General features: G+C 41.4%; 21 protein-coding genes, 1 tRNA gene, 1 riboswitch and 1 other annotated feature. Of the genes, 1 reads left to right on the top strand and 21 read right to left on the bottom strand.

Annotated features, from left to right (window positions below):
* From HRJ06_RS04830 to HRJ06_RS04750, 17 genes are all read right to left on the bottom strand, one after another.
* Nucleotides 1–1,548, bottom strand: coding sequence for a 2-isopropylmalate synthase (locus tag HRJ06_RS04830; protein ID WP_174730232.1), 1,548 nt, complete (start codon nucleotides 1,546–1,548; stop codon nucleotides 1–3).
* Nucleotides 1,535–2,557 carry a ketol-acid reductoisomerase gene (gene ilvC / locus HRJ06_RS04825; RefSeq protein ID WP_174729746.1) on the bottom strand — a complete coding sequence of 341 codons (1,023 nt, stop codon included), beginning with the start codon at nucleotides 2,555–2,557 and terminating at the stop codon, nucleotides 1,535–1,537. Before ilvC ends, HRJ06_RS04830 begins: the two co-directional genes overlap by 14 nt.
* A gap of 35 nt (nucleotides 2,558–2,592) precedes the next feature.
* Nucleotides 2,593–3,108 (bottom strand): acetolactate synthase small subunit, encoded by a 516-nt coding sequence (ilvN, locus tag HRJ06_RS04820; RefSeq protein ID WP_174729743.1) that lies wholly within the window; start codon nucleotides 3,106–3,108, stop codon nucleotides 2,593–2,595.
* On the bottom strand, nucleotides 3,105–4,823 hold the full coding sequence (gene ilvB / locus HRJ06_RS04815; RefSeq protein ID WP_174729740.1) for an acetolactate synthase large subunit: 1,719 nt from the start codon (nucleotides 4,821–4,823) through the stop codon (nucleotides 3,105–3,107). The genes ilvN and ilvB overlap by 4 nt, the downstream gene beginning before the upstream one ends.
* Before the next feature lie 72 nt (nucleotides 4,824–4,895).
* Nucleotides 4,896–5,147: a binding site (T-box leader), on the bottom strand.
* An 18-nt stretch (nucleotides 5,148–5,165) separates the two neighbouring features.
* The gene (gene ilvE / locus HRJ06_RS04810) at nucleotides 5,166–6,068 is read right to left on the bottom strand and encodes a branched-chain-amino-acid transaminase (RefSeq protein WP_174729738.1); all 903 of its coding nucleotides are present in this window, start codon (nucleotides 6,066–6,068) and stop codon (nucleotides 5,166–5,168) included.
* 798 nt (nucleotides 6,069–6,866) lie between these two features.
* Nucleotides 6,867–6,943, bottom strand: a tRNA-Arg gene (locus HRJ06_RS04805).
* A gap of 234 nt (nucleotides 6,944–7,177) precedes the next feature.
* Complete coding sequence (locus HRJ06_RS04800) at nucleotides 7,178–7,690, bottom strand: metallophosphoesterase (protein ID WP_174729735.1); 513 nt, start codon at nucleotides 7,688–7,690, stop codon at nucleotides 7,178–7,180.
* Nucleotides 7,687–8,298 (bottom strand): XTP/dITP diphosphatase, encoded by a 612-nt coding sequence (locus HRJ06_RS04795; protein WP_174729732.1) that lies wholly within the window; start codon nucleotides 8,296–8,298, stop codon nucleotides 7,687–7,689. Before HRJ06_RS04795 ends, HRJ06_RS04800 begins: the two co-directional genes overlap by 4 nt.
* Before the next feature lies 1 nt (nucleotide 8,299).
* Nucleotides 8,300–9,064, bottom strand: a complete 765-nt coding sequence (gene rph / locus HRJ06_RS04790; RefSeq protein ID WP_174729729.1) for a ribonuclease PH — start codon at nucleotides 9,062–9,064, stop codon at nucleotides 8,300–8,302.
* Between the two features lie 226 nt (nucleotides 9,065–9,290).
* The gene (locus HRJ06_RS04785) at nucleotides 9,291–10,367 is read right to left on the bottom strand and encodes a GerMN domain-containing protein (RefSeq protein WP_174729726.1); all 1,077 of its coding nucleotides are present in this window, start codon (nucleotides 10,365–10,367) and stop codon (nucleotides 9,291–9,293) included.
* A 475-nt stretch (nucleotides 10,368–10,842) separates the two neighbouring features.
* Nucleotides 10,843–11,643 carry a glutamate racemase gene (gene racE / locus HRJ06_RS04780; RefSeq protein WP_174729723.1) on the bottom strand — a complete coding sequence of 267 codons (801 nt, stop codon included), beginning with the start codon at nucleotides 11,641–11,643 and terminating at the stop codon, nucleotides 10,843–10,845.
* A 10-nt stretch (nucleotides 11,644–11,653) separates the two neighbouring features.
* Nucleotides 11,654–12,115, bottom strand: coding sequence for a MarR family winged helix-turn-helix transcriptional regulator (locus HRJ06_RS04775; protein ID WP_174729720.1), 462 nt, complete (start codon nucleotides 12,113–12,115; stop codon nucleotides 11,654–11,656).
* Nucleotides 12,116–12,305: 190 nt separating this feature from the next.
* A complete protein-coding gene (locus tag HRJ06_RS04770) occupies nucleotides 12,306–12,530 on the bottom strand; it encodes a helix-turn-helix domain-containing protein (RefSeq protein WP_174729717.1) in 225 nt (74 codons plus the stop codon).
* A gap of 139 nt (nucleotides 12,531–12,669) precedes the next feature.
* Nucleotides 12,670–13,134, bottom strand: a complete 465-nt coding sequence (locus HRJ06_RS04765) for an acyl-CoA thioesterase (protein ID WP_174729714.1) — start codon at nucleotides 13,132–13,134, stop codon at nucleotides 12,670–12,672.
* Between the two features lie 247 nt (nucleotides 13,135–13,381).
* Complete coding sequence (gene sdhB, locus HRJ06_RS04760) at nucleotides 13,382–14,143, bottom strand: succinate dehydrogenase iron-sulfur subunit (RefSeq protein WP_174729711.1); 762 nt, start codon at nucleotides 14,141–14,143, stop codon at nucleotides 13,382–13,384.
* Between the two features lie 6 nt (nucleotides 14,144–14,149).
* Nucleotides 14,150–15,907: a succinate dehydrogenase flavoprotein subunit gene (sdhA, locus tag HRJ06_RS04755; RefSeq protein WP_174729708.1), complete on the bottom strand. Its 1,758-nt coding sequence runs from the start codon at nucleotides 15,905–15,907 to the stop codon at nucleotides 14,150–14,152.
* 56 nt (nucleotides 15,908–15,963) lie between these two features.
* Nucleotides 15,964–16,572 (bottom strand): succinate dehydrogenase/fumarate reductase transmembrane subunit, encoded by a 609-nt coding sequence (locus tag HRJ06_RS04750; protein WP_174729705.1) that lies wholly within the window; start codon nucleotides 16,570–16,572, stop codon nucleotides 15,964–15,966.
* A gap of 573 nt (nucleotides 16,573–17,145) precedes the next feature.
* Between HRJ06_RS04750 and HRJ06_RS04745 the strand changes: the two genes are divergently transcribed.
* Nucleotides 17,146–17,583, top strand: coding sequence for a YslB family protein (locus HRJ06_RS04745; protein WP_174729702.1), 438 nt, complete (start codon nucleotides 17,146–17,148; stop codon nucleotides 17,581–17,583).
* 96 nt (nucleotides 17,584–17,679) lie between these two features.
* Here the strand turns inward: HRJ06_RS04745 and HRJ06_RS04740 are convergent, their stop codons facing one another.
* From HRJ06_RS04740 to HRJ06_RS04725, 4 genes are all read right to left on the bottom strand, one after another.
* Nucleotides 17,680–18,909 carry an aspartate kinase gene (locus HRJ06_RS04740; protein WP_174729699.1) on the bottom strand — a complete coding sequence of 410 codons (1,230 nt, stop codon included), beginning with the start codon at nucleotides 18,907–18,909 and terminating at the stop codon, nucleotides 17,680–17,682.
* A 139-nt stretch (nucleotides 18,910–19,048) separates the two neighbouring features.
* Nucleotides 19,049–19,228: riboswitch (Lysine riboswitch) on the bottom strand.
* A gap of 66 nt (nucleotides 19,229–19,294) precedes the next feature.
* Nucleotides 19,295–21,067: an excinuclease ABC subunit UvrC gene (uvrC, locus tag HRJ06_RS04735; protein ID WP_174729696.1), complete on the bottom strand. Its 1,773-nt coding sequence runs from the start codon at nucleotides 21,065–21,067 to the stop codon at nucleotides 19,295–19,297.
* A gap of 374 nt (nucleotides 21,068–21,441) precedes the next feature.
* On the bottom strand, nucleotides 21,442–21,756 hold the full coding sequence (gene trxA / locus HRJ06_RS04730) for a thioredoxin (protein ID WP_174729693.1): 315 nt from the start codon (nucleotides 21,754–21,756) through the stop codon (nucleotides 21,442–21,444).
* Between the two features lie 241 nt (nucleotides 21,757–21,997).
* The gene (locus HRJ06_RS04725; RefSeq protein WP_174729690.1) at nucleotides 21,998–22,975 is read right to left on the bottom strand and encodes an electron transfer flavoprotein subunit alpha/FixB family protein; all 978 of its coding nucleotides are present in this window, start codon (nucleotides 22,973–22,975) and stop codon (nucleotides 21,998–22,000) included.
* Nucleotides 22,976–22,994 lie beyond the last annotated feature (19 nt).

Genomic DNA, 22,994 nt, shown 5'->3' with positions numbered 1-22,994 from the left:
TCAGCCATGTACAGGCAGTTTTGAATTGTCATTTTCATACATATATAGAATACGGTTGACAGCATTTAAATAAGCTTTCGCTGACGCTTCCAGCACATCTTGAGCCAGGCCTCTGCCGCTTGTTTCTGTCCCTGCATACCGAAGCTTTACGAATACCTGCGCTAAAGCATCCCGGCCGGCCCCAACCGACTGGATTCTATAATCGAGGAGATTAGCTTTATCTTTACCCATACACTTTTCCAGTGTATTGTACAGAGCTTCAATACTTCCAGCTCCAGTAGCAGCTTCCTGAATAAGTTCATTATTCCGGCCTGACAGAGTGACAGTTGCAGTTGGAACTTGATTCGTGCCGTACTGTACTTGGATGGAAAGAAACTCATAAAAGCTAGGATCTTTTGATAGCTTTTCTTCCAGGACAATTGCAGTAATATCTTCATCAGTCATCTCTTTTTTCCGATCTGCAAGATCTTTAAAGACAGCAAACAGTCTTGAAATATCCTCTTCTGGTACATGTAATCCAATTTCACTCAAGCGATTTCTAAAAGCGTGACGGCCAGAGTGTTTTCCTAGTACCATGCTGTTGGTCTGATAGCCAACCAGTTGAGGTGAAATGATTTCGTAGGTTGTTTTTTCTTTTAATACACCATCCTGATGGATCCCTGATTCATGGGCAAAAGCATTTCTGCCGACAATCGCTTTATTAGCTGGTACTGGCATACCTGTAAGCTTGCTGATCAGACTGCTTGACCGGCTGATTTCATCCAATTTCATTCTGGTGTCAGCTTGGTAATAGTCCTTTCTGATTTGAAGAGCTACTGCAAATTCCTCAAGTGCTGCGTTTCCAGCTCTCTCCCCAATTCCATTGATCGTCCCCTCAACTTGGGTAGCCCCATTTTGTACAGCTGCAAGTGAGTTTGCGATCGCCATACCTAAGTCATTATGGCAATGAGTCGATAATGAAACCTTATCAATAGAAGGAACATTTTGTTTTAAATATTGAAATATCTGTCCATACTCCTCAGGAGTTATATAACCGACCGTATCCGGAATATTAATAACCCTTGCTCCTGCCTGAATGACTTCCTCAATAATTTCAGCAAGGAAAGGCAATTCTGTCCGACATGCATCTTCTGCAGACCATTGGACGATTGGAAACTTGGAGCTGGCATATTTTACCGTTTGTACAGCAGTTTCTATTACCTCTTGCGGTGTTTGTCGCAGCTTATATTTCATATGAATAGGTGAGGTCGCAATAAATAAGTGGAGGCGTGGATCCGCCCCATTTTTCAATGCTTCCCACGCTGTGTCTATATCTGAGTAAACAGAACGTGCTAAACCTGTAACTGAACAGCCCTTGATAGCTTCAGCTACCTTCTGGACTGAAAGGAAATCTCCTTTAGATGCAGCCGGGAAACCAGCTTCAATTATATCGACATTTAATTTTTCGAGCTGTCTGGCAATTTCGAGTTTTTCAGATAAATTTAAATTGACTCCTGCTGATTGTTCTCCGTCTCTAAGTGTCGTATCAAATATCTTAACTCTTTGCACCAGCAACCACTTCCTTCTGTTTGTCTTTATTAACAAAAGGCATCATCTTACGAAGTTCTTTTCCTACTACTTCGATTTGATGCAGGCTCTCCCTTTCGTTGATTGCATTGAAAACAGGGCGATTCGCCTGGTTTTCTAAGATCCAGCCTTTTGCAAATTTGCCTTCCTGAATATCTTTAAGGATAGCCTTCATTTCCTGTTTCACTGAATCATTTACAACACGCGGGCCGCTGACGAAGTCACCCCATTGAGCTGTATCTGAAATGGAATATCTCATTCCTTCCATTCCACCTTCATACATTAGGTCAACGATTAACTTCAGCTCATGCAAACATTCAAAGTATGCAAGTTCTGGCTGATATCCCGCTTCAACTAGTGTCTCAAACCCAGCCTTTACAAGAGAAGTAAGACCACCGCATAAAACAGCTTGTTCTCCAAATAAATCTGTTTCAGCTTCTTCTTTGAACGTAGTTTCTAGCCCTCCAGCTCTTAGTGAACCAATCGCCTTTGCATAGGCAAGCGCTAGTTCTCTCGCTTCTCCGCTCACATCCTGATAGACAGCGAACAATGCTGGAACACCGGCGCCTTCCTGATATGTTCTTCTTACAAGGTGTCCTGGACCCTTAGGTGCTACTAATAGGACATCTGATGTTTTAGGCGGTACGATTTGGTGAAAATGAATGTTGAAACCATGAGCAAACATTAATGCCTGATTTGTTACGTTTGGTTCAATTTCTTCTTTATAAACCTTTGTTTGCTGCTCATCTGGTAAAAGGATCATGATAACATCAGCTTTTGCTGAAGCTTCTGATACAGAATAAACATCGAATCCATCTTCTACAGCTTTGTTCCATGAATTTCCCTTTCTTAATCCGATTACTACATTTACGCCGCTTTCTTTCATATTAAGTGCATGTGCATGCCCTTGAGATCCATATCCGATTACAGCTACTGTTTTACCTGCTAAATAATTGTCGTTTGCGTCCCCGTTATAATACATTTTTGCCATGTTTTTTCTCTCCCTTAATTTTAGTAGTTTTATATTTAAACAATAGAATATGTTTTAGAAGAATTGGTACGTTGGGTTCCACGCGGAAATGCCGTAGTACCTGTTCGTGCCAGTTCTTTAATTCCATATGGTTTAACCAGTTCGATAAATGCTTCTACTTTTTCAGTTTCGCCTGTGATTTGAATAATCATGCTGTCTTTGCCGATATCGATAACCGAGGCTCTGAACGGTTCAATCAGTGAGTTGATTTCATTTCGAGCCTGCGGTGGAGCCATTACCTTAATCAAGGCTAGCTCCCGGGCTACAACAGACTGCTCACTTATGTCAGCTACTTTCAACACATCAATCTGCTTGTTGAGCTGCTTGGTGATCTGCTCAATAATTCTGTCATTATCGACCAGAACTACACAGGTAATTCTGGAAACCCCTTCCAGCTCGGTAGGGCCTACCGATATGCTCTCAATATTGTAATTTCGCTTTGAGAACAAATTGGTGATCCTGTTCAGTACTCCTGGCCGATTACGTACGCTGAGTGTAATTATTCTTTTCATTTCTTCACTCCTACCATCTCATGAATCCCTTTTCCTGGAGCTATCATTGGATAGACATTTTCATTAGGCTCAATTCTAAAATCCAGCAAGACCGGCTCATTGTTGTTTAATACTTCATCAAGTATTTTCTCGGCTTCCTCATTATTGTTGATGACATACCCTTTAATATCGTATGCATCAGCCAATTTTACAAAAGAAGGCTGAACTGGAATTTTGCTATGGGAATAGCGGGAATCATAGAAGATCTCCTGCCATTGCCGTACCATCCCTAGTGCCATGTTATTGAAAACTGCGATTTTAATTGGCAGGTTAAGTTCTTTGATGACGGCTAGCTCCTGGGTGGACATTTGAAACCCTCCGTCCCCAACAACAGCTATAACACATGCCGAAGGGTCCGCTAGCTGAGCTCCAATGCTTGCTGGAAGGCCAAATCCCATCGTTCCTAAGCCTCCTGATGTAACCCATCTGTCCGCATTACTGAACTTGTAATACTGTGCTGCCCACATTTGATGCTGGCCAACATCTGTTACCACGATTGCCTCGCCATTTGTCTTTTTATATAAAAGCTCCATTACTTTTTGCGGCTTCAGGCTAGGTGCTTCTTCATCATAGAAATATGGGTATTCCTTTTTCCATCCGTCGAGTCTTTCCATCCATTCTGAATGCTCTGGCTGTTTTCCATTCTGTTTTACCAGCTGGCTCAAAGCCTCACCAGCGTCGGCCACAACTGGAATCTGCGTCGGAATGTTCTTCCCTATTTCGGCCGGGTCAATATCCACATGGGCGATCATAGCGTTTGGTGCGAAATGCTGCAGATTTCCAGTGAGCCGGTCATCAAATCGGGCTCCAATATTAACAAGAAGATCACATTCGTAAAGGGCCATATTGGCTGTATAACACCCATGCATTCCTGCCAATCCTAGAAAGAGCGGGTGTTCCGCAGGGAAACCTCCTAGTCCAAGGAGCGTATGCACGACTGGAAGCTGCTGCTGCTCAGCATATTCCTTTAGCAGCCCTGAAGCCTTTGCATGCAGGATTCCTGCCCCTGCGAGCAGCACTGGTTTCTTTGCTCTGCTTATCGCTTCTGTCAGCTTCCTGATTTGGAGATAGTTAGGCTCGACTGTTGGCTGGTAACCGGGTAAATCCATCTCCTGTTCTGCTGGTGTGTCAGTTATCGTCGCTGCAATATCTTTAGGAATATCAATGACGACTGGTCCGGGCCTTCCACTTGAGGCGATATAAAACGCTTCTTTAACAATCCTCGGGATATCTTCTATGTTTCTGACCTGATAGTTGTACTTTGTAATGGGTGTTGTAATCCCTAATATGTCTGCTTCCTGAAAAGCATCTGTTCCAATAACACCTGTTGCTACCTGTCCAGTAAAAACAACTAAAGGTAAAGAATCCATCATTGCATCAGTCAGCCCTGTAACTACGTTTGTCGCACCAGGTCCAGATGTAGCAATGACAACCCCTGGTTTTCCACTAATACGCGCATAGCCTTCCGCTGCATGAATGCCCCCTTGTTCATGCCGGGGAAGAACATGAAGTATTTTCGAATCATAAATCTTATCGTAGATAGGTAAAACCGCACCGCCGGGATACCCGAAAATAACTTCGACGTTTTCCTTCTCCAAAGCCTCCAACATTAATTCCGCTCCGCTAATCGACTTTGCTTTGGCCTTCGCCTCTGTAAAAGCAGCTTCCTGCAACATTTAGTTCCCTCCTGGTAAATAAAATTTCAAAACAAAAAGCCTTTCCATTCCACATGCCTACTGAATCGTAAGACAAGGGATGAAAAGGCTTCTTTTGCCTGTTCCACGGTACCACCCTTTTTCACGCTATTAGCGTGCACTTATGGACAGCTATGCTGTCCGTTTTGATAACGGGTGCATCCACCCGACCGGTTCTACTAATCGCTTTTCAAACCAGTACTCAGAGGTGAGTTCATTTCAAAGCGGGTATCACCGGTTCGCAGCACCACCGGCTCTCTGAAGATCCCTTTTCCCGAAATTACTTGTCCTCATCGTTGCTTTTAACATTATCGATTTTTCAGTCTAGCTGACGTTCGAGGCTGCCTGTGAATAAACCTGAACTCCTTCAGATACAACACGTTCTCTGAATTGTTCCAAAATTCTTTTCGTATGTGCCCCTGGCTCGCCTTCACCAATGGTTCTTCCATCCACTTTGACAACTGCAATAACTTCAGCAGCTGTTCCGGTTAAGAAAACTTCGTCGGCCGTGTAAACATCATGCCTTGTAAAAGGTTCTTCCTTTACCTGATATCCCAGATCTTTTGCAATTTCAATCACAGCATTCCTTGTGATTCCTTCAAGGGCCCCAACATAGCCTGGAGGGGTATAAAAACAATCACCCTTAATGATAAACACATTGTCAGCTGAGCCTTCTGCTACATAGCCCTGATCATTTAGCATAAGGGCTTCGCTTACATTAGCAAGATGCGCTTCAATTCTAACCAGTACATTATTGAGGTAATTTAAACTTTTTACTTTTGGGCTTAGAACATCCGGACGATTTCTCCGTGTTGCAACTGTCACGATTTCCAGCCCAGTTTCATATAGTTCCTTAGGGAATATGGCTAGTGGTTCAACGATGATCACCACATTCGCTATTTTGCATTTTTTCGGGTCCAGACCGAGGTCTCCAACTCCGCGAGACACCACGATACGAATATAAGCATCTTCAATCATGTTCTTTTGAACGGTTTCAACGACAATAGCTGTAAATTCATCCTTGGAATATGGAATGCTGAGCATAATTGATTTGGCTGAATTATAGAGCCGATCCATATGCTCTTCCATCCGAAAGATATTTCCGCTGTACACCCGGATCCCTTCGAATACCCCATCTCCGTATAAAAATCCATGATCATAAACAGAGATTTTCGCGTTTTCCTTTGTTACATACTCCCCGTTTAAATAAATCCATTGATCGGGCACAAGAAACACTCCTTTTTAATCTTTAAACGCTTTAAACCAATAAAATAACGGGTTAAAAAATTTTAATTTTTCACAAGAAGGTTTATGCCCTCGCTCCCTTACATCTATCGTCTATTAGGGTTTCACCTAAAGAAATTTTTATATTTGAGGACTATCTTACGCTCATTTTACCCCTTCGTCAACCGGTTTTTGTGAATTATTTGATAATTCCAATTAGTCGGATTGGTTGTATCCGCTTACAATGTTGATCTATTCACATTCATGAATAAAAAAATTTTTTTGAATTATTAATTTAAGTTTTTTTCTGATGTTAATCAGCATTGCCTATATCTGCAGATCAAGTTTAGTCTAGCTAAAAAACCATTAGAAGAAGGGAACAAAAAGCACCTTTCGTATGTGGATATAAGCATCTTAGCAGGCTCAAGCTTTTCAAACATTCTCTTTGCAATTAGCTCTGTTAAAATTGGCTGTTAATCTCCGCTACAGTTGCTCTCTTTCCGCTGGCAAGTCCGGGAGCCTCCTCGTCGCAAAGCGCCTTCGGTGTCTTTCGGGACCCGACCTCCCTCAGGACATTTTTTTAACATCTTCGAGTAAGACCCGCACGAAGGAAATGCCCAAGCATTTCGATGAGTCTAGCACCTTCCGCTACACTCAACACAGTAGCAAATTCTTTAACTTGGCCTTCCGATAAAAGGTGGGGAGTAAAGTGGGAGGGGAATAATACTAAGAGAGGACTTTTCTTTGAGCTTTTGAAAGCAAAAAAACTCGCCAGCAAGTGGCGAGTAATATGTAGTGTAATGGCGTCCCAGGAGAGATTCGAACTCCCGACCGACGCCTTAGAAGGGCGTTGCTCTATCCAGCTGAGCTACTGGGACACTTTAAAAAGTATGAAGTTTTCAAACACTCTATGAAGACCTTCTTAGCTAAATAATAATTATTTAACTTATGATCGGCACCTTCATCATTGTGTTTATCATTTTCAACGACAAGTATTATTATACTAAGTTAATAACTGAATGTCAACAATATATATAATATTTTTAAATGCGAGGAGAATAACTCTGTTAAAGTCTCTCTCCTCACATAATTATACGAGATTTGCTCTAATATTAAAAGGGAAATATTTGCCTAAGTTCGGGCAGCTCTCCATTATCGAAGTCGAAAACATCTAGAATGGCACTATCCTTCTCCAAGGTTAAAATTACATACGTTTTTTCCCTCCTGCTTCTTGGAAGGAGAATACTGCCAGGGTTAATGAATAGCTTGCCATTAATTTGTTCAGCTCCGAGAATATGCGAGTGCCCGAAACAAACTATATCAGCTTCCACTTCAGCTGCACGATAGGAAAGACTGTTTAGAGATGTTTTCACTGAATAAAGGTGGCCGTGAGTAATCAGAATTCGTCTCCCGCCGGCTTCTTGCACCAAATCTTCAGGAAAGGAACCCTTATAGTCACAATTTCCTTTCACAGCAACAAAGCCAACTATTGCTTCGTCTGTAGGCTGGAGTTCTGAATCTCCACAATGTATGAATAAGTCGGTGCTGGTTCCATGGCGTTCTTTTAATTCCTGAAGAACGGCAGCAGATCCATGGCTGTCGCTAACGATCAAAACCTTTGTCATGAGTTCCTACCATCTGTATCGAATATATGAAGTTCTTTTTCCAATTCCTTAAGTGCCATGGCACGATGGCTAATTGCGTTTTTTTCCTCAGCACCAAGCTCAGCCATCGCTCTTCCCTCTTTGATCACATAAAATATCGGATCATAGCCGAATCCATGTGTTCCTCTGCGCTCAGAAAGGATTCGACCTTCACATTTCCCGCTGAAAGTAACAGGCTTCTCATATGGAGCGGCAACTGCCAAGACACACCGGAACCGAGCTGTCCTTTCAGACTCATCAATCCCTTCCATCTCATCTAGGACTTTATCTATATTTGCATCATCGTTCTTGCTTGGACCTGCGTACCTCGCCGAATATACCCCTGGCCTGCCGCCAAGTGCATCAATTTCCAACCCGGAATCATCTGCAATAACTAAGACTCCAAGAGCCTTGGAAACTGATTCTGCCTTAATAATGGCATTTTCTTCAAACGTGCTTCCAGTCTCCTCTACATCTTCTAGCTGCGGATAATCCTGCAGTGTTTTAACAGTGTACCCTTTTGAATGTAACAGCTGTTCAAATTCCCTGGCTTTTCCTAGGTTCGTTGTTGCTATAATAACTTCTTTCATTCTAACTGCTCCTATTCGTTTTCGCTTTTAAAATGGCTTCTACTAACCCTTCGCCCAGTGCCTGCTTTTGGATATCAAATAATTCAAGTAAACCTTCCTGTGCAGCCTTTATCAATTCCTGAAGCTGCTGGTAGGAGAAAGTGGCCTCTTCGCCAGTCCCCTGCAGTTCAACAAATTCCCCATTACCAGTCATAACAATATTCATATCAACATGGGCACTAGAATCCTCTACATAATTTAAATCAACTACAACTTCACTGTTATCGAGGATTCCAACACTAGTTGCGGCTAAAAAGTCTGTAATCGGGATTTTCTTGATTTTTTTTGCAGAATGAAGCTTATCTAATGCTAAAGCCATCGCTACAAATGCCCCTGTAATGGAAGCTGTTCTAGTTCCTCCGTCAGCCTGTATAACATCACAGTCTATCCAGATGGTTCTTTCGCCTATAGCATCCAAATCCACGACAGCTCTTAATGCACGCCCAATCAACCGTTGTATTTCCATGGTACGCCCTGTCACTTTGCCTTTTGAAGATTCCCGGATATTTCTTTGTTCAGTTGCTCTGGGGAGCATACTATATTCTGCTGTAATCCAACCTTTTCCAGAGTTTCTCATAAACGGGGGAACCCGGTCTTCAATGCTGGCTGAACAAATAACTTTAGTATCACCAACAGAAATTAACACTGACCCTTCAGGATGTTTTAAATAATCGCTTTCGATATGTACTCGTCTTAACTGCAGACTTTCTCTGCCATCAACTCGCAATTGATTAGCCTCCTTATAATGCCCAAAACGAAAAGTTCTTAGGGGAATGTCACACTTACAAACAAATCTTTTCTATGTAAACATACATATTGTATAACAATAAAGAAGAGACGGCAAAATGCCCGCCTCTCCTTTATTGTGTCGGAAAATTCATATGCGTTGTGGTTTCCATCTCATTCCACGAATCGTATAACACGCGTACAGGCTTTTGTTCAGCTTAATCTATTTATAGATTTTCTGTGTTCACTCTTTCCGGGCGTATTACCGGCTCTGTTATAGGCTGCCCCTGTTCGTTTACAATGTCAGCCTTGCCATTAACTAAGACGGTTACACTTTCTACCCCAGCCTGTTCTGTTAAGGATAAAACAAGAGAGTTTAAAGCATGCTGTGAGATAACCTTTTCCTCAAAGCTCCCATAAACAAATTCGTTAAAATTCAAGGTAACTTTACCATCTTCAAATTTGGGCTTTTCAAGCAATTTTACAGTTGGAAGGAAATCAGTATCTAAAGCAGATGTAAAGGCAGGTCCTTGAATCAGTTCATTGACTGCTGCTGTAATATTATCTTTTTCTTTATTGGAAACTCGGAGTGTCACAGGAACATAGTAGTAATTCTCTTCACTGCCGCCAAGATAATACACAGTCACCGGCCTAGTGTTCGTAATATCAACAACATCAGCGGTTGTCATGTTTATCCCATTTGCCCGGCTTAGCTCCTCACCAATTGGAGTGCCGCTTACCGGCATTTCAGACAATTCATGGCCATTCATTTGAACTTTTACCTTATTAATTGTATCAAACTGAGTTAGTGTCCATGTGATTGACTGAAGAATTTTCTCTTCGTCTTCGGCTTTATAATTTTGGAATTCTTTAGAAAAATCAACAGTAGCGGTCCCATTCTTTATATTCACTGAAATTTGTGTATCTGCAGGCAACACAGCCCTAAAGCCATTCGGGAGAATATCAGTAACTGGGCCGTTCTCTACAAGATATTCTAGCGCCTGTTTAGCTACACCTTCTGAATTTGGAAGACCCATTGTTTGAGAAACAACATAGCCATTCTTATCGATCAAATATAATTCGGTCATCCTGGTACTCTCTGATGCTTCCTCCCCACCCTCACCATCCTTTAGATCGGGAGTCTGTCCAGTAACTTCGGAATTCCCTTCATCAACATACGTAAAATCTTGAGGAGGATCAATTTCTTTCTTCTCATCTCCTCCAAATAGGCCGCAGCCGGATAAAAATACAGAGGCTGCCATTGTAGCAGCAGTAATAATCAGCACTTTTTTATTTTTAGACATATACATCCCTCCAAAGACAGTTTGTACTACATGTATACGAGCCTTTATTCAAATTAGACCGTCTTTGAAAAGTTTTTTACTAGAAAGCCGAGCAGACTACAGATTTCCCGCTTAGAATTTACGTAAGCATCCTACGTGGAAAGAAACGACCAAACTGGCCGACTAACTGCGCCACATCCTGCAGCGCAAGCAGTACTTGGTATTCTGTAATTCGCACATTCAAAAAGCCATGCCAAGGTTTATTTATTGAGTAAGTTTAATAAAATGGATTGGAGCGGAGGATGCGGCGGGAAGAATGGACGTTTAAGACCCTGGACTGAGCGTAGCGAGGGAAAAGGCTCGGCCCCGCCCGCGGAAAGCGTCCACTAAGAATCTAACCACACCGGTTATTCTATCTTCATTTTTAAATAAAAAAGACCGCAGCCAAACTCAAATTCTTCGAGTTGGCTGCGGTCTGAAACTCCTTGAAAGGAGCTTACCGGTCTAGCTTAATTTTTTTAACTTGTTCAATCGGCTGTTCAAGCCAGTGAGATGCTATTTTAGAGAATAAATCTTTAGAGCCTGTTGTATAAAATTCGTGGGCAGGTTCGTGTTCCATCTCATTCAACATTTCGCTATGATACAGAATGGTACTAACCTCTCTGGCTGTCTCTTCACCTGAACTGATTATATTGACTGCTTGGCCCATAAAAGACCTTATTAGAGGCTCTAGAAGAGGATAGTGAGTGCACCCAAGAATCAGCGTGTCAATTTCTTTTTGTTTTATAGGTTCCAATGTTTCTGCTACAATTTTTTCAGCAAGTTTTCCGCTGTACTCATTGCTTTCAACCAGCGGAACAAATTTCGGGCAAGCCAGACCCAAAACACTCGTGCCTCGGCTAATCGACTTTAGCGCTTTTTCGTAGGCTTTGCTTTTGATTGTTCCTTCCGTACCAATAACGCCGATCTGATAATTGCCTGTAACTTTGATAGCCGAACGGGCTCCCGGATAGATCACACCAAGCACAGGTATTGGGAGTGCCTCTCTTATCTCATCTAACACAACGGCTGTTGCTGTATTGCATGCAATAACCAGCATTTTTATCTCTTTTTCGAGCAAAAAACGGGTCATCTGCCAAGTGTACCTTTTTACTTCGTCTGCTGGTCTGGGACCATATGGACATCTCGCCGTATCTCCAAGATAGATTATTTGTTCATATGGCAGCTGCCTTATCACTTCTTTGGCAACGGTAAGCCCGCCTACGCCTGAATCAATAATGCCTATTGGTTGTATCAACTTTCTCGCCTCAATCTTCTCGCATTTCTTGATGTAATTTCGCTAAACTATTTTGTAAGAGCAGAACTTCGTTAGCAGAAAAATTCTTCAAAACTTCCTGTAAATAAACTTGCCTTTTTTTAATCACTTCTTCAATAACCCGTTCTCCCTCTTGTAGAAGGTGGATACGGACGACTCTTCTATCATTCGGATCTTTGACTCGAACTACGAGCTGGTTCTTTTCCATTCTATCGACAAGATCTGTCGTGGTACTGCACGCCAAATACATTTTATTGGAAAGTTCACCAATCGTCATGTCACCATCTTCAAAAAGCCATTGAAGAGCGAGAAACTGGGGAGGCGTAATTGTATAGTTACTTAATATAACCCGGCCCTTTTGCTTAATGATTCCTGATATGTACCGTAAATCTTTCTCAATATCTGCAAAGAGTTCTAGTTCTTCTGCACATTTGTCCTTCTCTTGATTCTTCATTTATGGATCAACTCCTGTCCCTGACAAGGGTAATCTATCAATTTGTCCCAAAACTTTCGACCTAGTGTTCTTATTTTCTACTTTTTTCGAACAAATTTCAAGAAGGAAATACACCCATCAATGACAGGTGATCCATTATAGCTTCTAAAATGTGTTAACCGGCCTTCCTTTTCAGGTTGGCCGGTCTAGATTAAAGTTCTAGCTCTCCCATTCGAAGGAGCTCTACAACTGCTTGTGAACGCCCCTTAACGCCAAGTTTTTGCATAGCGTTTGAAATATGATTCCGAACCGTCTTTTCGCTTATAAATAATTCACCTGCGATATCCTTTGTTGTTTTATCTTGTACTAACAGTTCGAACACTTCTCTTTCTCGTTTGGTGAGTAACGGCTTGTGAGTATATTCATTCTCCTTCAAGTATTGTAACCCTCCTTGCCTTCGCCAGCTGTGAACTGCGGGGTGGGTATAAATTTAGTCATTACATCCTATGTAAAAGCAGGATACGAAGTGACAAACATTTAGGAGAAGGTTATTTTATTTTAATTCTTGAGATCTTTTATGCTCTTGCTTTGACTTTGTTAGCCATTGTATTTTTCATCTCGTCCGTCCAGGGAAACCCTTTACCTGTCCTTTTTGACATTTGAACAACCGTTCCTCTGCCTGTAAAATATATTTTTCCATCATTCCCCTTCCCCATATAGTGGATATCAACTGAGGAGTTACCAATTGTATTTGCTTTAACATATATTTTTAAGTTTGCTCCAAAGAACACTTGTTTTAAAAAATCACATTGAAGGTCAGCAACAACAGGAATTGTTTCATTTTCAGGCTGAAGCCAAGTTTGCATGAATCCTAGACTCTTAAAATACTCGATCCTTGCCTCTTCAAAGTAAACAAATGGCACTGTATTATTTAAATGCCCAAACATATCCGTTTCCGAAAAACGTACACTAACAGGATGATAGAAAGTAAATTCTTCTTCCCAGCCCACTATTTCATCTATGTAGTTCAGCTTGCTCATTACAAATTCCTCCTACTGCTTAAAAGTGAATCACTATTCATTTTTTCATTATAGTAATATTAAATTGATTTAGCAAGATGAAGCACTTTTATTCTTCGTTTAACAGAGATTGAATCTGCCCGTATAATTAGTGTTTAAAGGATACCAATTACACTAAACTTTTCAAGTAATAGAAAAAACCTCTTTTCCTATTCTGGAAAAGAGGTTTTAATAAGTCAATTGCATTAAACACAATTCAGGAAGGCTGTTATGCCTGATCGCTTCCGAAGAAACTGCGGAACGCTTGAATTGTTGTATCACGGTTTAATGCTGCAATAGATGTCGTTAATGGAATGCCTTTCGGGCAAGACTGAACGCAGTTTTGTGAGTTACCACAATTTGAAAGTCCGCCATCTCCCATAATCGTCTCTAAACGCTCAGATTTATTCATATCACCAGTTGGGTGAGAATTAAACAACCGCACCTGAGAAAGAGCCTGTGGTCCAATAAAATCAGATTTGCTATTGACATTCGGACAAGCTTCTAAGCACACTCCGCATGTCATACATTTTGATAGCTCATACGCCCACTGCCTTTTCTTTTCAGGCATTCTTGGTCCTGGACCAAGGTCGTAGGTTCCGTCAATCGGGATCCAAGCTTTTACGCGTTTCAGAGAATCAAACATTCTGCTGCGGTCAACCTGCAGGTCACGCACCACAGGGAATGTTTTCATAGGCTCAAGGCGAATCGGCTGTTCAAGCTTATCCACTAATGCAGTACAAGACTGACGTGGACGACCGTTAATAATCATTGAACAAGCCCCGCATACTTCTTCAAGACAGTTCATATCCCAGGCAATTGGGCTTGTCTTTTCACCTTTTGTATTTACCGGATTACGGCGAATCTCCATCAGAGCGGAGATAACGTTCATATTTGGGCGATATTCCAGTTCAAACTCTTCCTCGTAAGGGGCTGACTCAGTGCTATCCTGACGGCTAATTATAAATCGAACTGTTCTTTTTTCAGACATACCTTGTTATTCCCCTTTCTTTTTAGAATAGTCACGTTTACGTGGGGCAATTAAACTTGTATCAACTTCATCGTAATGGAATTGAGGCGCTGAAGATTCTCCCGTAAACTTAGCCATAGTTGTCTTCAAGAATTCTTCATCATTACGATCAGGGAATTCTGGCTTGTAATGCGCCCCACGGCTTTCATTACGATTATAAGCACCAATTGTTATTACCCTTGCCAGCTGAAGCATATTTTGAAGCTGCCTTGTGAATACAGCACCCTGGTTGCTCCATTTAGCAGTATCATTTATATTTATGCGCTTGTATCTATCAAGAAGCTCAACAATCTTTTCATCCGTCTTTAACAGTTTTGCATTATGGCGGACAACAGTCACATTATCAGTCATCCACTCACCTAACTCTTTATGAAGAACGTAGGCATTTTCGTCGCCATCTAATGACATAATATTGTTCCATTTCTCTTCTTCAAGTTTAACATGACGGTCAAACACAGAAGATGAAACAGATTCTGTGGTCTTTTCAAGTCCACTAATGTAGCGGATTGCATTCGGTCCGGCAACCATTCCACCATAAATAGCGGATAAAAGAGAGTTAGCTCCCAGGCGGTTACCTCCATGCTGTGAATAATCACATTCTCCAGCAGCAAACAGTCCAGGAATGTTAGTCATCTGATCATAGTCAACCCATAGTCCGCCCATTGAATAATGAACAGCAGGGAAAATCTTCATTGGAACTTTTCTCGGGTCATCCCCCATGAACTTTTCATAAATTTCAATGATTCCGCCAAGCTTAACATCGAGTTCCTTTGGATCTTTATGAGACAAGTCGAGGAAAACCATATTTTCGCCGTTAACTCCAAGCTTTTGCTCAACACAAACATCAAATATTTCACGCGTAGCGATATCACGCGGTACAAGGTTTCCATAAGCAGGATACTTCTCTTCAAGGAAGTACCAAGGCTTGCCATCCTTATATGTCCAAACACGGCCGCCTTCTCCGCGAGCCGACTCACTCATCAGGCGCAGCTTATCGTCTCCTGGAATGGCAGTTGGGTGAATCTGAATAAACTCGCCATTCGCATAATAGGCACCCTGCTGGTATGCAATAGACGCGGCTGATCCCGTATTAATAACAGAGTTAGTTGATTTCCCAAAAATAATTCCTGGTCCACCTGTTGCCAAAATAACCGCATCGGCAGGGAAGGATACTATTTCCATTGATGTTAAGTTTTGCCCAACAATTCCCCGACAAACTCCCTCATCATCTACAATTGTCCCTAGAAATTCCCAGCCCTCAAATTTAGTTACGAGGCCTGAAACTTCATAGCGTCTAACTTGTTCGTCCAGCGCATATAAAAGCTGCTGGCCAGTCGTTGCACCTGCAAATGCTGTACGGTGATGCTGAGTTCCGCCAAACCTGCGGAAATCTAAAAGGCCTTCAGGAGTACGGTTAAACATAACTCCCATTCGGTCTAATAAATGAATAATTCCTGGCGCAGCTTCTGTCATTGCCTTGACTGGAGGCTGGTTAGCAAGGAAGTCTCCGCCATAAACAGTGTCATCGAAGTGCTCCCATGGAGAGTCTCCCTCTCCCTTTGTATTTACAGCTCCATTAATACCACCCTGGGCACAAACAGAGTGAGATCGTTTTACAGGTACAAGTGAAAATAGTTCTACCGGAGTTCCTGCTTCGGCAGCTTTTATTGTTGCCATTAAGCCAGCCAGTCCACCGCCGACTACGATGATTTTTCCTTTACTCAATGTGACTCACTCCCTTAATACTTAATCTTTCTTTCTATAAAGCTAGAATTATAAAATTAAACAAATGCAAAAATGGTATTGAGGCCTACAAATGAAAGCAGCAAAAAGATACCAATTGTCACGTAGGTCGCAATAAGCTGTGATCTTGGTGTAACAGTAAGCCCCCAGCTAACAGCAAATGACCAAAGCCCGTTTGCAAAGTGGAAAATTGTCGAAACAACCCCTGCCACATAGAAAGCAAGCATAAATGGCGAGGACAGAATATCTGCCATCATATTAAAGTTTACTTCAGCACCAAATGCAGCCGCCACCCGCGTTTCCCACACATGCCACGCAATGAAGATAAGGGTAATTACCCCAGATACACGCTGCAGCATAAACATCCAGTTCCGGAAATAACTGTATTTTCCAATATTGTTTTTAGCTGTAAAAGCGATATAAAGCCCGTAAATAGCATGAAATAATAATGGCAAGTAAATAATAAACACTTCCAGCCCTATACGGAATGGAAGACTTTCCATAAAGTGAGCCGCTTTATTAAATGCATCGGGCCCCCTTGTTGCGAAATTGTTGACGACTAAATGCTGCAGTAGAAAAATCCCGACTGGAATTACACCAACTAATGAATGCAGTCTGCGCCAGTAAAACTCTTGATTTGCTGCCACCTTGATACCCCCCTGATTTTAAAAATGATGGTTCAGTCTGCCTTTGCAAGTCATAAATTTGATACCTGTTTAGGCGAATCTGCCATCTCCTGAAAATTTTTTTGTATTTCTTACAATTATGTGACATGTCCATTTTACTCTCATCATCTAGGAGCGTCAAGAAAACGTATACATAAAAATGACTTATATAAATAAAATTTTTAATGAAAATACATTATGAACGCACCCGATTTCCCTAATAAAAAACGGCTGAGAAAGAATATATTGACATAGCAATTCGAAAAGATTTTTGAATAATTTTATAAGTTTGTTCAATTTCAAATTTAATCTCTCAGAATAAGGGTAATAAATATAAAGGTAATTTTCATGTAACCATTGTGATGGCTGTTAAAAACTGATTACACAATCTGTTATCTGACAAATGGATTTTATATCCTGCTCTCCATAATTCACCAACATAATCATTATGTTTTAAGGCAACTATGGGGTAACAAGGTAAAATTTCGCCTCGAGCCCCCTGCAAATTAACCATTAATTTGTATATAATAGACTCATAGAAAGAGGGGAAGCACTTTGAGCAAACTAACAACTTCTGATAAAACGCCTACTAACGAACCTGCTGAAATCGCTGCTTTTGGTTATGAGTTGATCAGGGAGGTGCTGCTGCCAGACCTGCTTGGCAAAGACACAAAAGAAATCCTGTACTGGGCTGGAAAGCGTCTTGCCAGGAAATATCCATTGACCAGCATTGACGATCTAAGTCGTTTCTTCGTTGACGCCAATTGGGGAACATTATCCTTGAAAGAAGAAACTCGAAAAGAAATCGTGTTTGAGTTAACGAGCAGTTTAATAACAGAGCGGTTAAAAAATAACAAAGAAACCAGCTTCACATTAGAAGCAGGCTTCCTCGCTGAACAGCTCGTTCTACAGAAGCAGCTGGCAGCCGAAGCTTTCGAGCAGCCAGCCAAAAAATCCGGCAAGGTATTAATTACTGTTAAATGGGATAAATAATGTTCGGGCTAAGCCTTTGCAGATTAGTCTAATGATTTTTTAAAATTAAACTTAAAGCATTCAAAGGGATTCCCCTTTGAATGCTTTTGTATCATATTATGCAGTTACTGGTGTACCAGCCAAATCAAAGGCAGTATGGATAGCCTCAACCGCTTCAACCATACGGCTGTCTTCAATTACAGTCGATACCTTTATTTCGGATGTACTGACCATTTTAACTTCTACCTTATTATCAGCTAGAACTTTAAACATAGATGCAGCAACACCGGGGTTTGATATCATTCCAGATCCAACAATGCTCACCTTGGCAAGACCTGATTCTGATTCAATGCGATCGTATTGTAAATCCTGCTTATGAGCCTCCAACACGTTGAGTGTCTCTTTGAGATCTTCACTTTTAATGGAGAAAGAGATGTTGGCTTTTTCCGCCTGGGTTGTACTTTGAATAATAATATCTACATTTATACTATTTTGAGCCAGTGTTGTAAAAATAGTTGACAGGCTAGTTAATGACCCTGGAAGTCCAACGACGGTAACCCGTGTAATTTGATCTTCAAATGCCACCCCGCGTACAATTAAGTTTTCTTCCATGCTAATTTCCTCCTCGATGATCGTACCCCTTTCTCTTTCCGTACTAGAACGAACTTCAAGAGGCATCTGATAGTTTTTGGCAAATTCAACTGCTCTCGGATGCAGGACCCCCGCGCCAAGATTGGCAAGCTCAAGCATTTCATCATAGGAAACATTTAAAAGTTTCCTAGCTTTTTTTACATAGCGTGGATCCGTTGTAAAAACTCCTGTTACATCCGTATAAATGTCACATTTGTCAGCTTGTAAGGCAGCTGCCAGGGCAACAGCAGTGGTGTCTGAGCCGCCTCTTCCTAACGTCGTGATCTCACCAGACTCAGAAGTGCCCTGGAAGCCAGCGACTACAACGATTTTTCCATCAGCTAAATTCTTCTTTATTTTTTCTGTGGATATATTCTTGATTCTTGCATTACTGTGGATCGGCTCGGTCTGTATGCCTGCCTGCCAGCCTGTAAAAGAAACTGCATCATAGCCTTTTTGCTGCAGAGCCATTGTTAGCAGGGCAATCGTAACCTGTTCTCCTGTCGTAAGCAGCATATCCATTTCCCGTTTTGATGGATTAGAAGTAATATCAGCAGCGAGACTGACAAGCTGATCTGTTGTTTTTCCCATTGCCGATACTACAATGACAATGTCATTTCCCTGGTTTTTCTCTTCAATGGCCCGCTCTGCAACATTTACTATCTTTTCAGCTCCCCCTACAGAGGTACCCCCAAACTTTTGTACAATTAAACCCATCATTTCCCCTCTTTCCGGTCACACTATGATCTTTATTGCCTACATTGATATGTAAGTGTTCAGGTAGTCTTGAAAACACAAAAAAGCAATGAGAGATTCTCTCATTGCTGTGTTACGTATATATCAATGTACGCATGCACAGTGAGATAGCTCTCCAAGACGGCATTGTCTTGACAATCCTACATTTATTCAACGCAGGACCAGCAAAGAAATCATGAGATAACTCTTTGCTTCGGCGGATCTTCCCTTTCAAAACCCTTCATGGAAGCTCATTCTTCTCCAGGTTTTTACTTATGAATCCCGCACCTCTATCTTCACTTTAACGCTCTAAAGTGATAGTATGAAATTTTCTATATTATATCATAGCTCTTAGCTTACTGGCAAACTATTCATTTAGTTTTTCCGCCAGCAGACTGGCTATATTCGCTGGCAATCCAGCTTCCTTTAGTTCTTCAATACTGGCTTCTCTAATTTTTTTTACTGAGCCGAAATGCTTTAATAGCATTTTTCTGCGTTTCTCCCCAATTCCATCAACTTCATCTAACTTTGATTGAAACGCATTTTTCCCGCGCAGCTGCCGATGGAAGGTAATGGCGAACCGGTGTACTTCATCTTGTATACGCTGCAGGAGGTAGAATTCCTGGCTATTCCGCGGTAAAGCGATAATAGATAGCGGTTCTCCATACAACAGCTGTGAGGTTCTGTGCTTTTCATCTTTTACCAGACCGGAAATAGGTATATCCAGTCCAAGCTCGTTTTCCAGCACATCCCTTACCGTTTCAACATGTCCTTTTCCCCCATCTATAATGATGAGATCGGGAACTGGAAGGTTTTCTTTCAGTACTCTCGAATATCTTCGTCTTACAACTTCACGCATAGATTCATAATCATCAGGGCCTATAACTGATTTGATCTTATATTTACGATATTCTCTTTTTTCTGGTTTCCCATCAATAAAGACAATCATGGCTGAAACTGGATCTGTGCCTTGAATATTTGAATTATCAAATGCCTCAATTCGATGGGGTGTATAAATTCCTAAATGGTTTCCCAAATTCTCAACTGCTTTTACTGTTCTCTCTTCATCACGCTCAATTAACGAGAACTTTTCTGTGAGTGCGATACTGGCATTTTTCGATGCAAGCTTAACTAAATCTTTCTTTTGGCCGCGCTGTGGCTTCAGCACTTTCGTCTCCAATAGCTCCTCAGCCATGAAAGCATCCACTGAATCGGGAACAAGTACTTCTTTGGGCTTAAAGTGGTTTGGCAGCGAATAAAACTGACCCAGGAATGTTAATATTTCCTCTTCAGGTTCTCCGTATATTGGAAAGGTTGATGCCTCACGTTCAATTAATTTTCCTTGCCTGACAAAAAACACCTGAACACACATCCAGCCTTTATCGACCGCAAAGCCAAATACATCCCGATCAGTAAAATCAGTTGTCGACATTTTTTGTTTTTCCATTGTTGCTTCTATATGAACAATTCTGTCCCGAAACTCCATTGCTCTTTCAAAATCCATTTCCTCGGACGCTTCTTGCATTTTGGCTGCGAGTTCTTTTTTTATCTCTTTATAGCCTCCATTTAAAAATCGGCTAATTTCCTCAGTTATCTTTCGGTATTCTGCCTGATCTACATCTTTAATGCAAGGAGCTAGACATTGTCCCATATGATAATATAAACAAACGCGATCTGGGAGTGTCTGACATTTTCTTAATGGATATATTCGGTCAAGCAGTTTTTTCGTCTCATTCGCTGCCTGAACATTGGGGTAAGGGCCGAAGTACTTACCGCTGTCCTTTTTAACCCTTCGTGTAATAATTAATCGAGGATGGCGTTCAGCTGTCAGCTTAATGAAGGGATAACTTTTGTCATCCTTTAGCATTACATTATATTTAGGGTCATATTTTTTTATTAAGTTCATTTCCAATATAAGTGCTTCCATATCAGAAGAAGTTACAATATATTCAAAATCAACTATTTCATTAACCAATCTGAGGGTCTTGCCATCATGGCTTCCGGTAAAATAGGAGCGAACCCTGTTTTTTAAAACTTTCGCTTTCCCTACATAAATGATTGTCCCCTGCCTGTCTTTCATTAAATAACAGCCAGGCTGTGCCGGAAGCAGCGTTAATTTATTTTTAATCGTGTCATTCAAAGAGTTCACCCCCTATAGGTACTGTCCTTAATAGGTAATCTATCCTCTATATAATATATGTACATATTTACGGATGCAATTGATGATGCACTTATATGGCGTTTCCAATAAAAGGATAATAAGAAAAGCGCAAGCGCCTTGAACAGCCCCGACAAACCTTAATGTGAAGCCGACTGTTTAGCTCCGACTGCGCTGGAGGGCCGGAAGGTGAAGTCGTTCTTTGACTTCATCAGCCGGACCGAAGCGACTCGAGGGGCTAGGCGCTGGAGCCCAGACAGTAGTCAATGTCCAAAATTATATACTTCCCTTACTTTGGAAGAAAAAATCCCCCGTCTCCAAGAATGGAGGCGGGGGATTTAGCTGGAAAACTATTTTTAGACGTGCTTTTCAATAACACCAGCAAGTGCTTCTTTAGGTTGGAAGCCAACTACTTTATCAACTACTTCTCCATCTTTCAGAACAAGCAAAGTAGGGATACTCATAACTCCAAATTTTCCGGCTGTTTCTTGGTTTTCATCGACATCTAATTTAACGATTTTAACCTTATCGCCCATTTCAGAATCTAATTCTTCTAGTACAGGAGCGATCATCTTACAAGGTCCGCACCATGGAGCCCAAAAGTCCACTAGAACTACGCCAGAACCTGTTTCACTTGAGAATGTTTGATCAGTTGCATTTGTAATAGCCATATTCATGCCTCCTAATATTAACTCGATACTACCGCCAGTATATCACCGTTTTTCCATTCAAGCTAATAATATGTTTCGTGGCTAATATACCCGAATTCCAAGAATTTATTCGTACCTTTTCGAGGATGTATAAATTATCTATTTACCATCACCGTACCAGACAGTAGTCAATGGTCTATATGTATATTTTTTTATCTAGTAAAAAAGGCAGAGTTTTATCTCTGCCTTTTTTGAAAATATCTTAAGAATGGACCTTAAGCTTTTTGAATTCTTCTGTAAGCATTGGAACAACCTCGAATAGGTCACCCACAATACCATAATCAGCCACCTTAAAGATGTTAGCTTCTGGATCCTTGTTAATAGCTACGATTACTTTTGAATTTGACATACCAGCAAGATGCTGAATCGCGCCTGAAATACCGCAAGCGATATAAAGATCAGGAGTTACAACCTTACCAGTTTGACCGATTTGAAGTGAATAATCGCAATAGTCAGCATCACATGCTCCGCGGGATGCACCGACAGCTCCACCAAGAACATCTGCAAGCTCTTTTAATGGATTAAAGCCGTCTTCACTCTTAACACCACGGCCGCCTGCTACAATTACTTTTGCTTCTGAAAGGTCTACACCCTCACTTGCTTTGCGTACAACCTCTTTGATAATTGTCCGAAGGTCTTTAATTTCAACAGACACGGAAGAAACGTCACCTGAACGGCTCTCATCCTTCTCCAGTGCTGTAATGTTATTTGGACGAACAGTTGCTATGATTAATCCGTCTGTAACAACTTTCTTCTCAAACGCTTTACCTGAAAAGATCGGACGTGTGAAAACAAGGTTTCCGCCAGTTTCTTCTAGACTTGTAGCATCGGAGATTAATCCGGAGTTTAGCTTGCTTGCTAATCTTGGAGAAAGGTCCTTGCCGAGAGCTGTATGTCCAAAGATAATTCCCTCAGGGCTTTCCTGGTCAGTAACAGCCAGAAACGCCTGAGCAAATCCATCTGATGTATATTGTTTTAACTTTTCGTCTTCAACTGTTATAACACGGTCTGCACCGTACTGAATCAGTTCTTGTGCGAAAGAGCTTACAGAGTCGCCAATAAGTACTCCAACAACTTCTCCGCCCTCTGATACGATTTTAGCTGCTGCAACTGCTTCAAAGGATACGTTTCTCAATGAACCGTCCCGTACTTCGCCCAATACCAATACTTTTCTAGCCATTTGTATTACCTCCTGCGTT

The organism is Mesobacillus harenae, from assembly GCF_013343715.1.
GTDB lineage: Bacteria > Bacillota > Bacilli > Bacillales > Cytobacillaceae > Mesobacillus_A > Mesobacillus_A harenae.
Note: the sequence above shows the minus strand (reverse complement) of the source record. Positions and strands in the feature narration are given on the sequence as shown.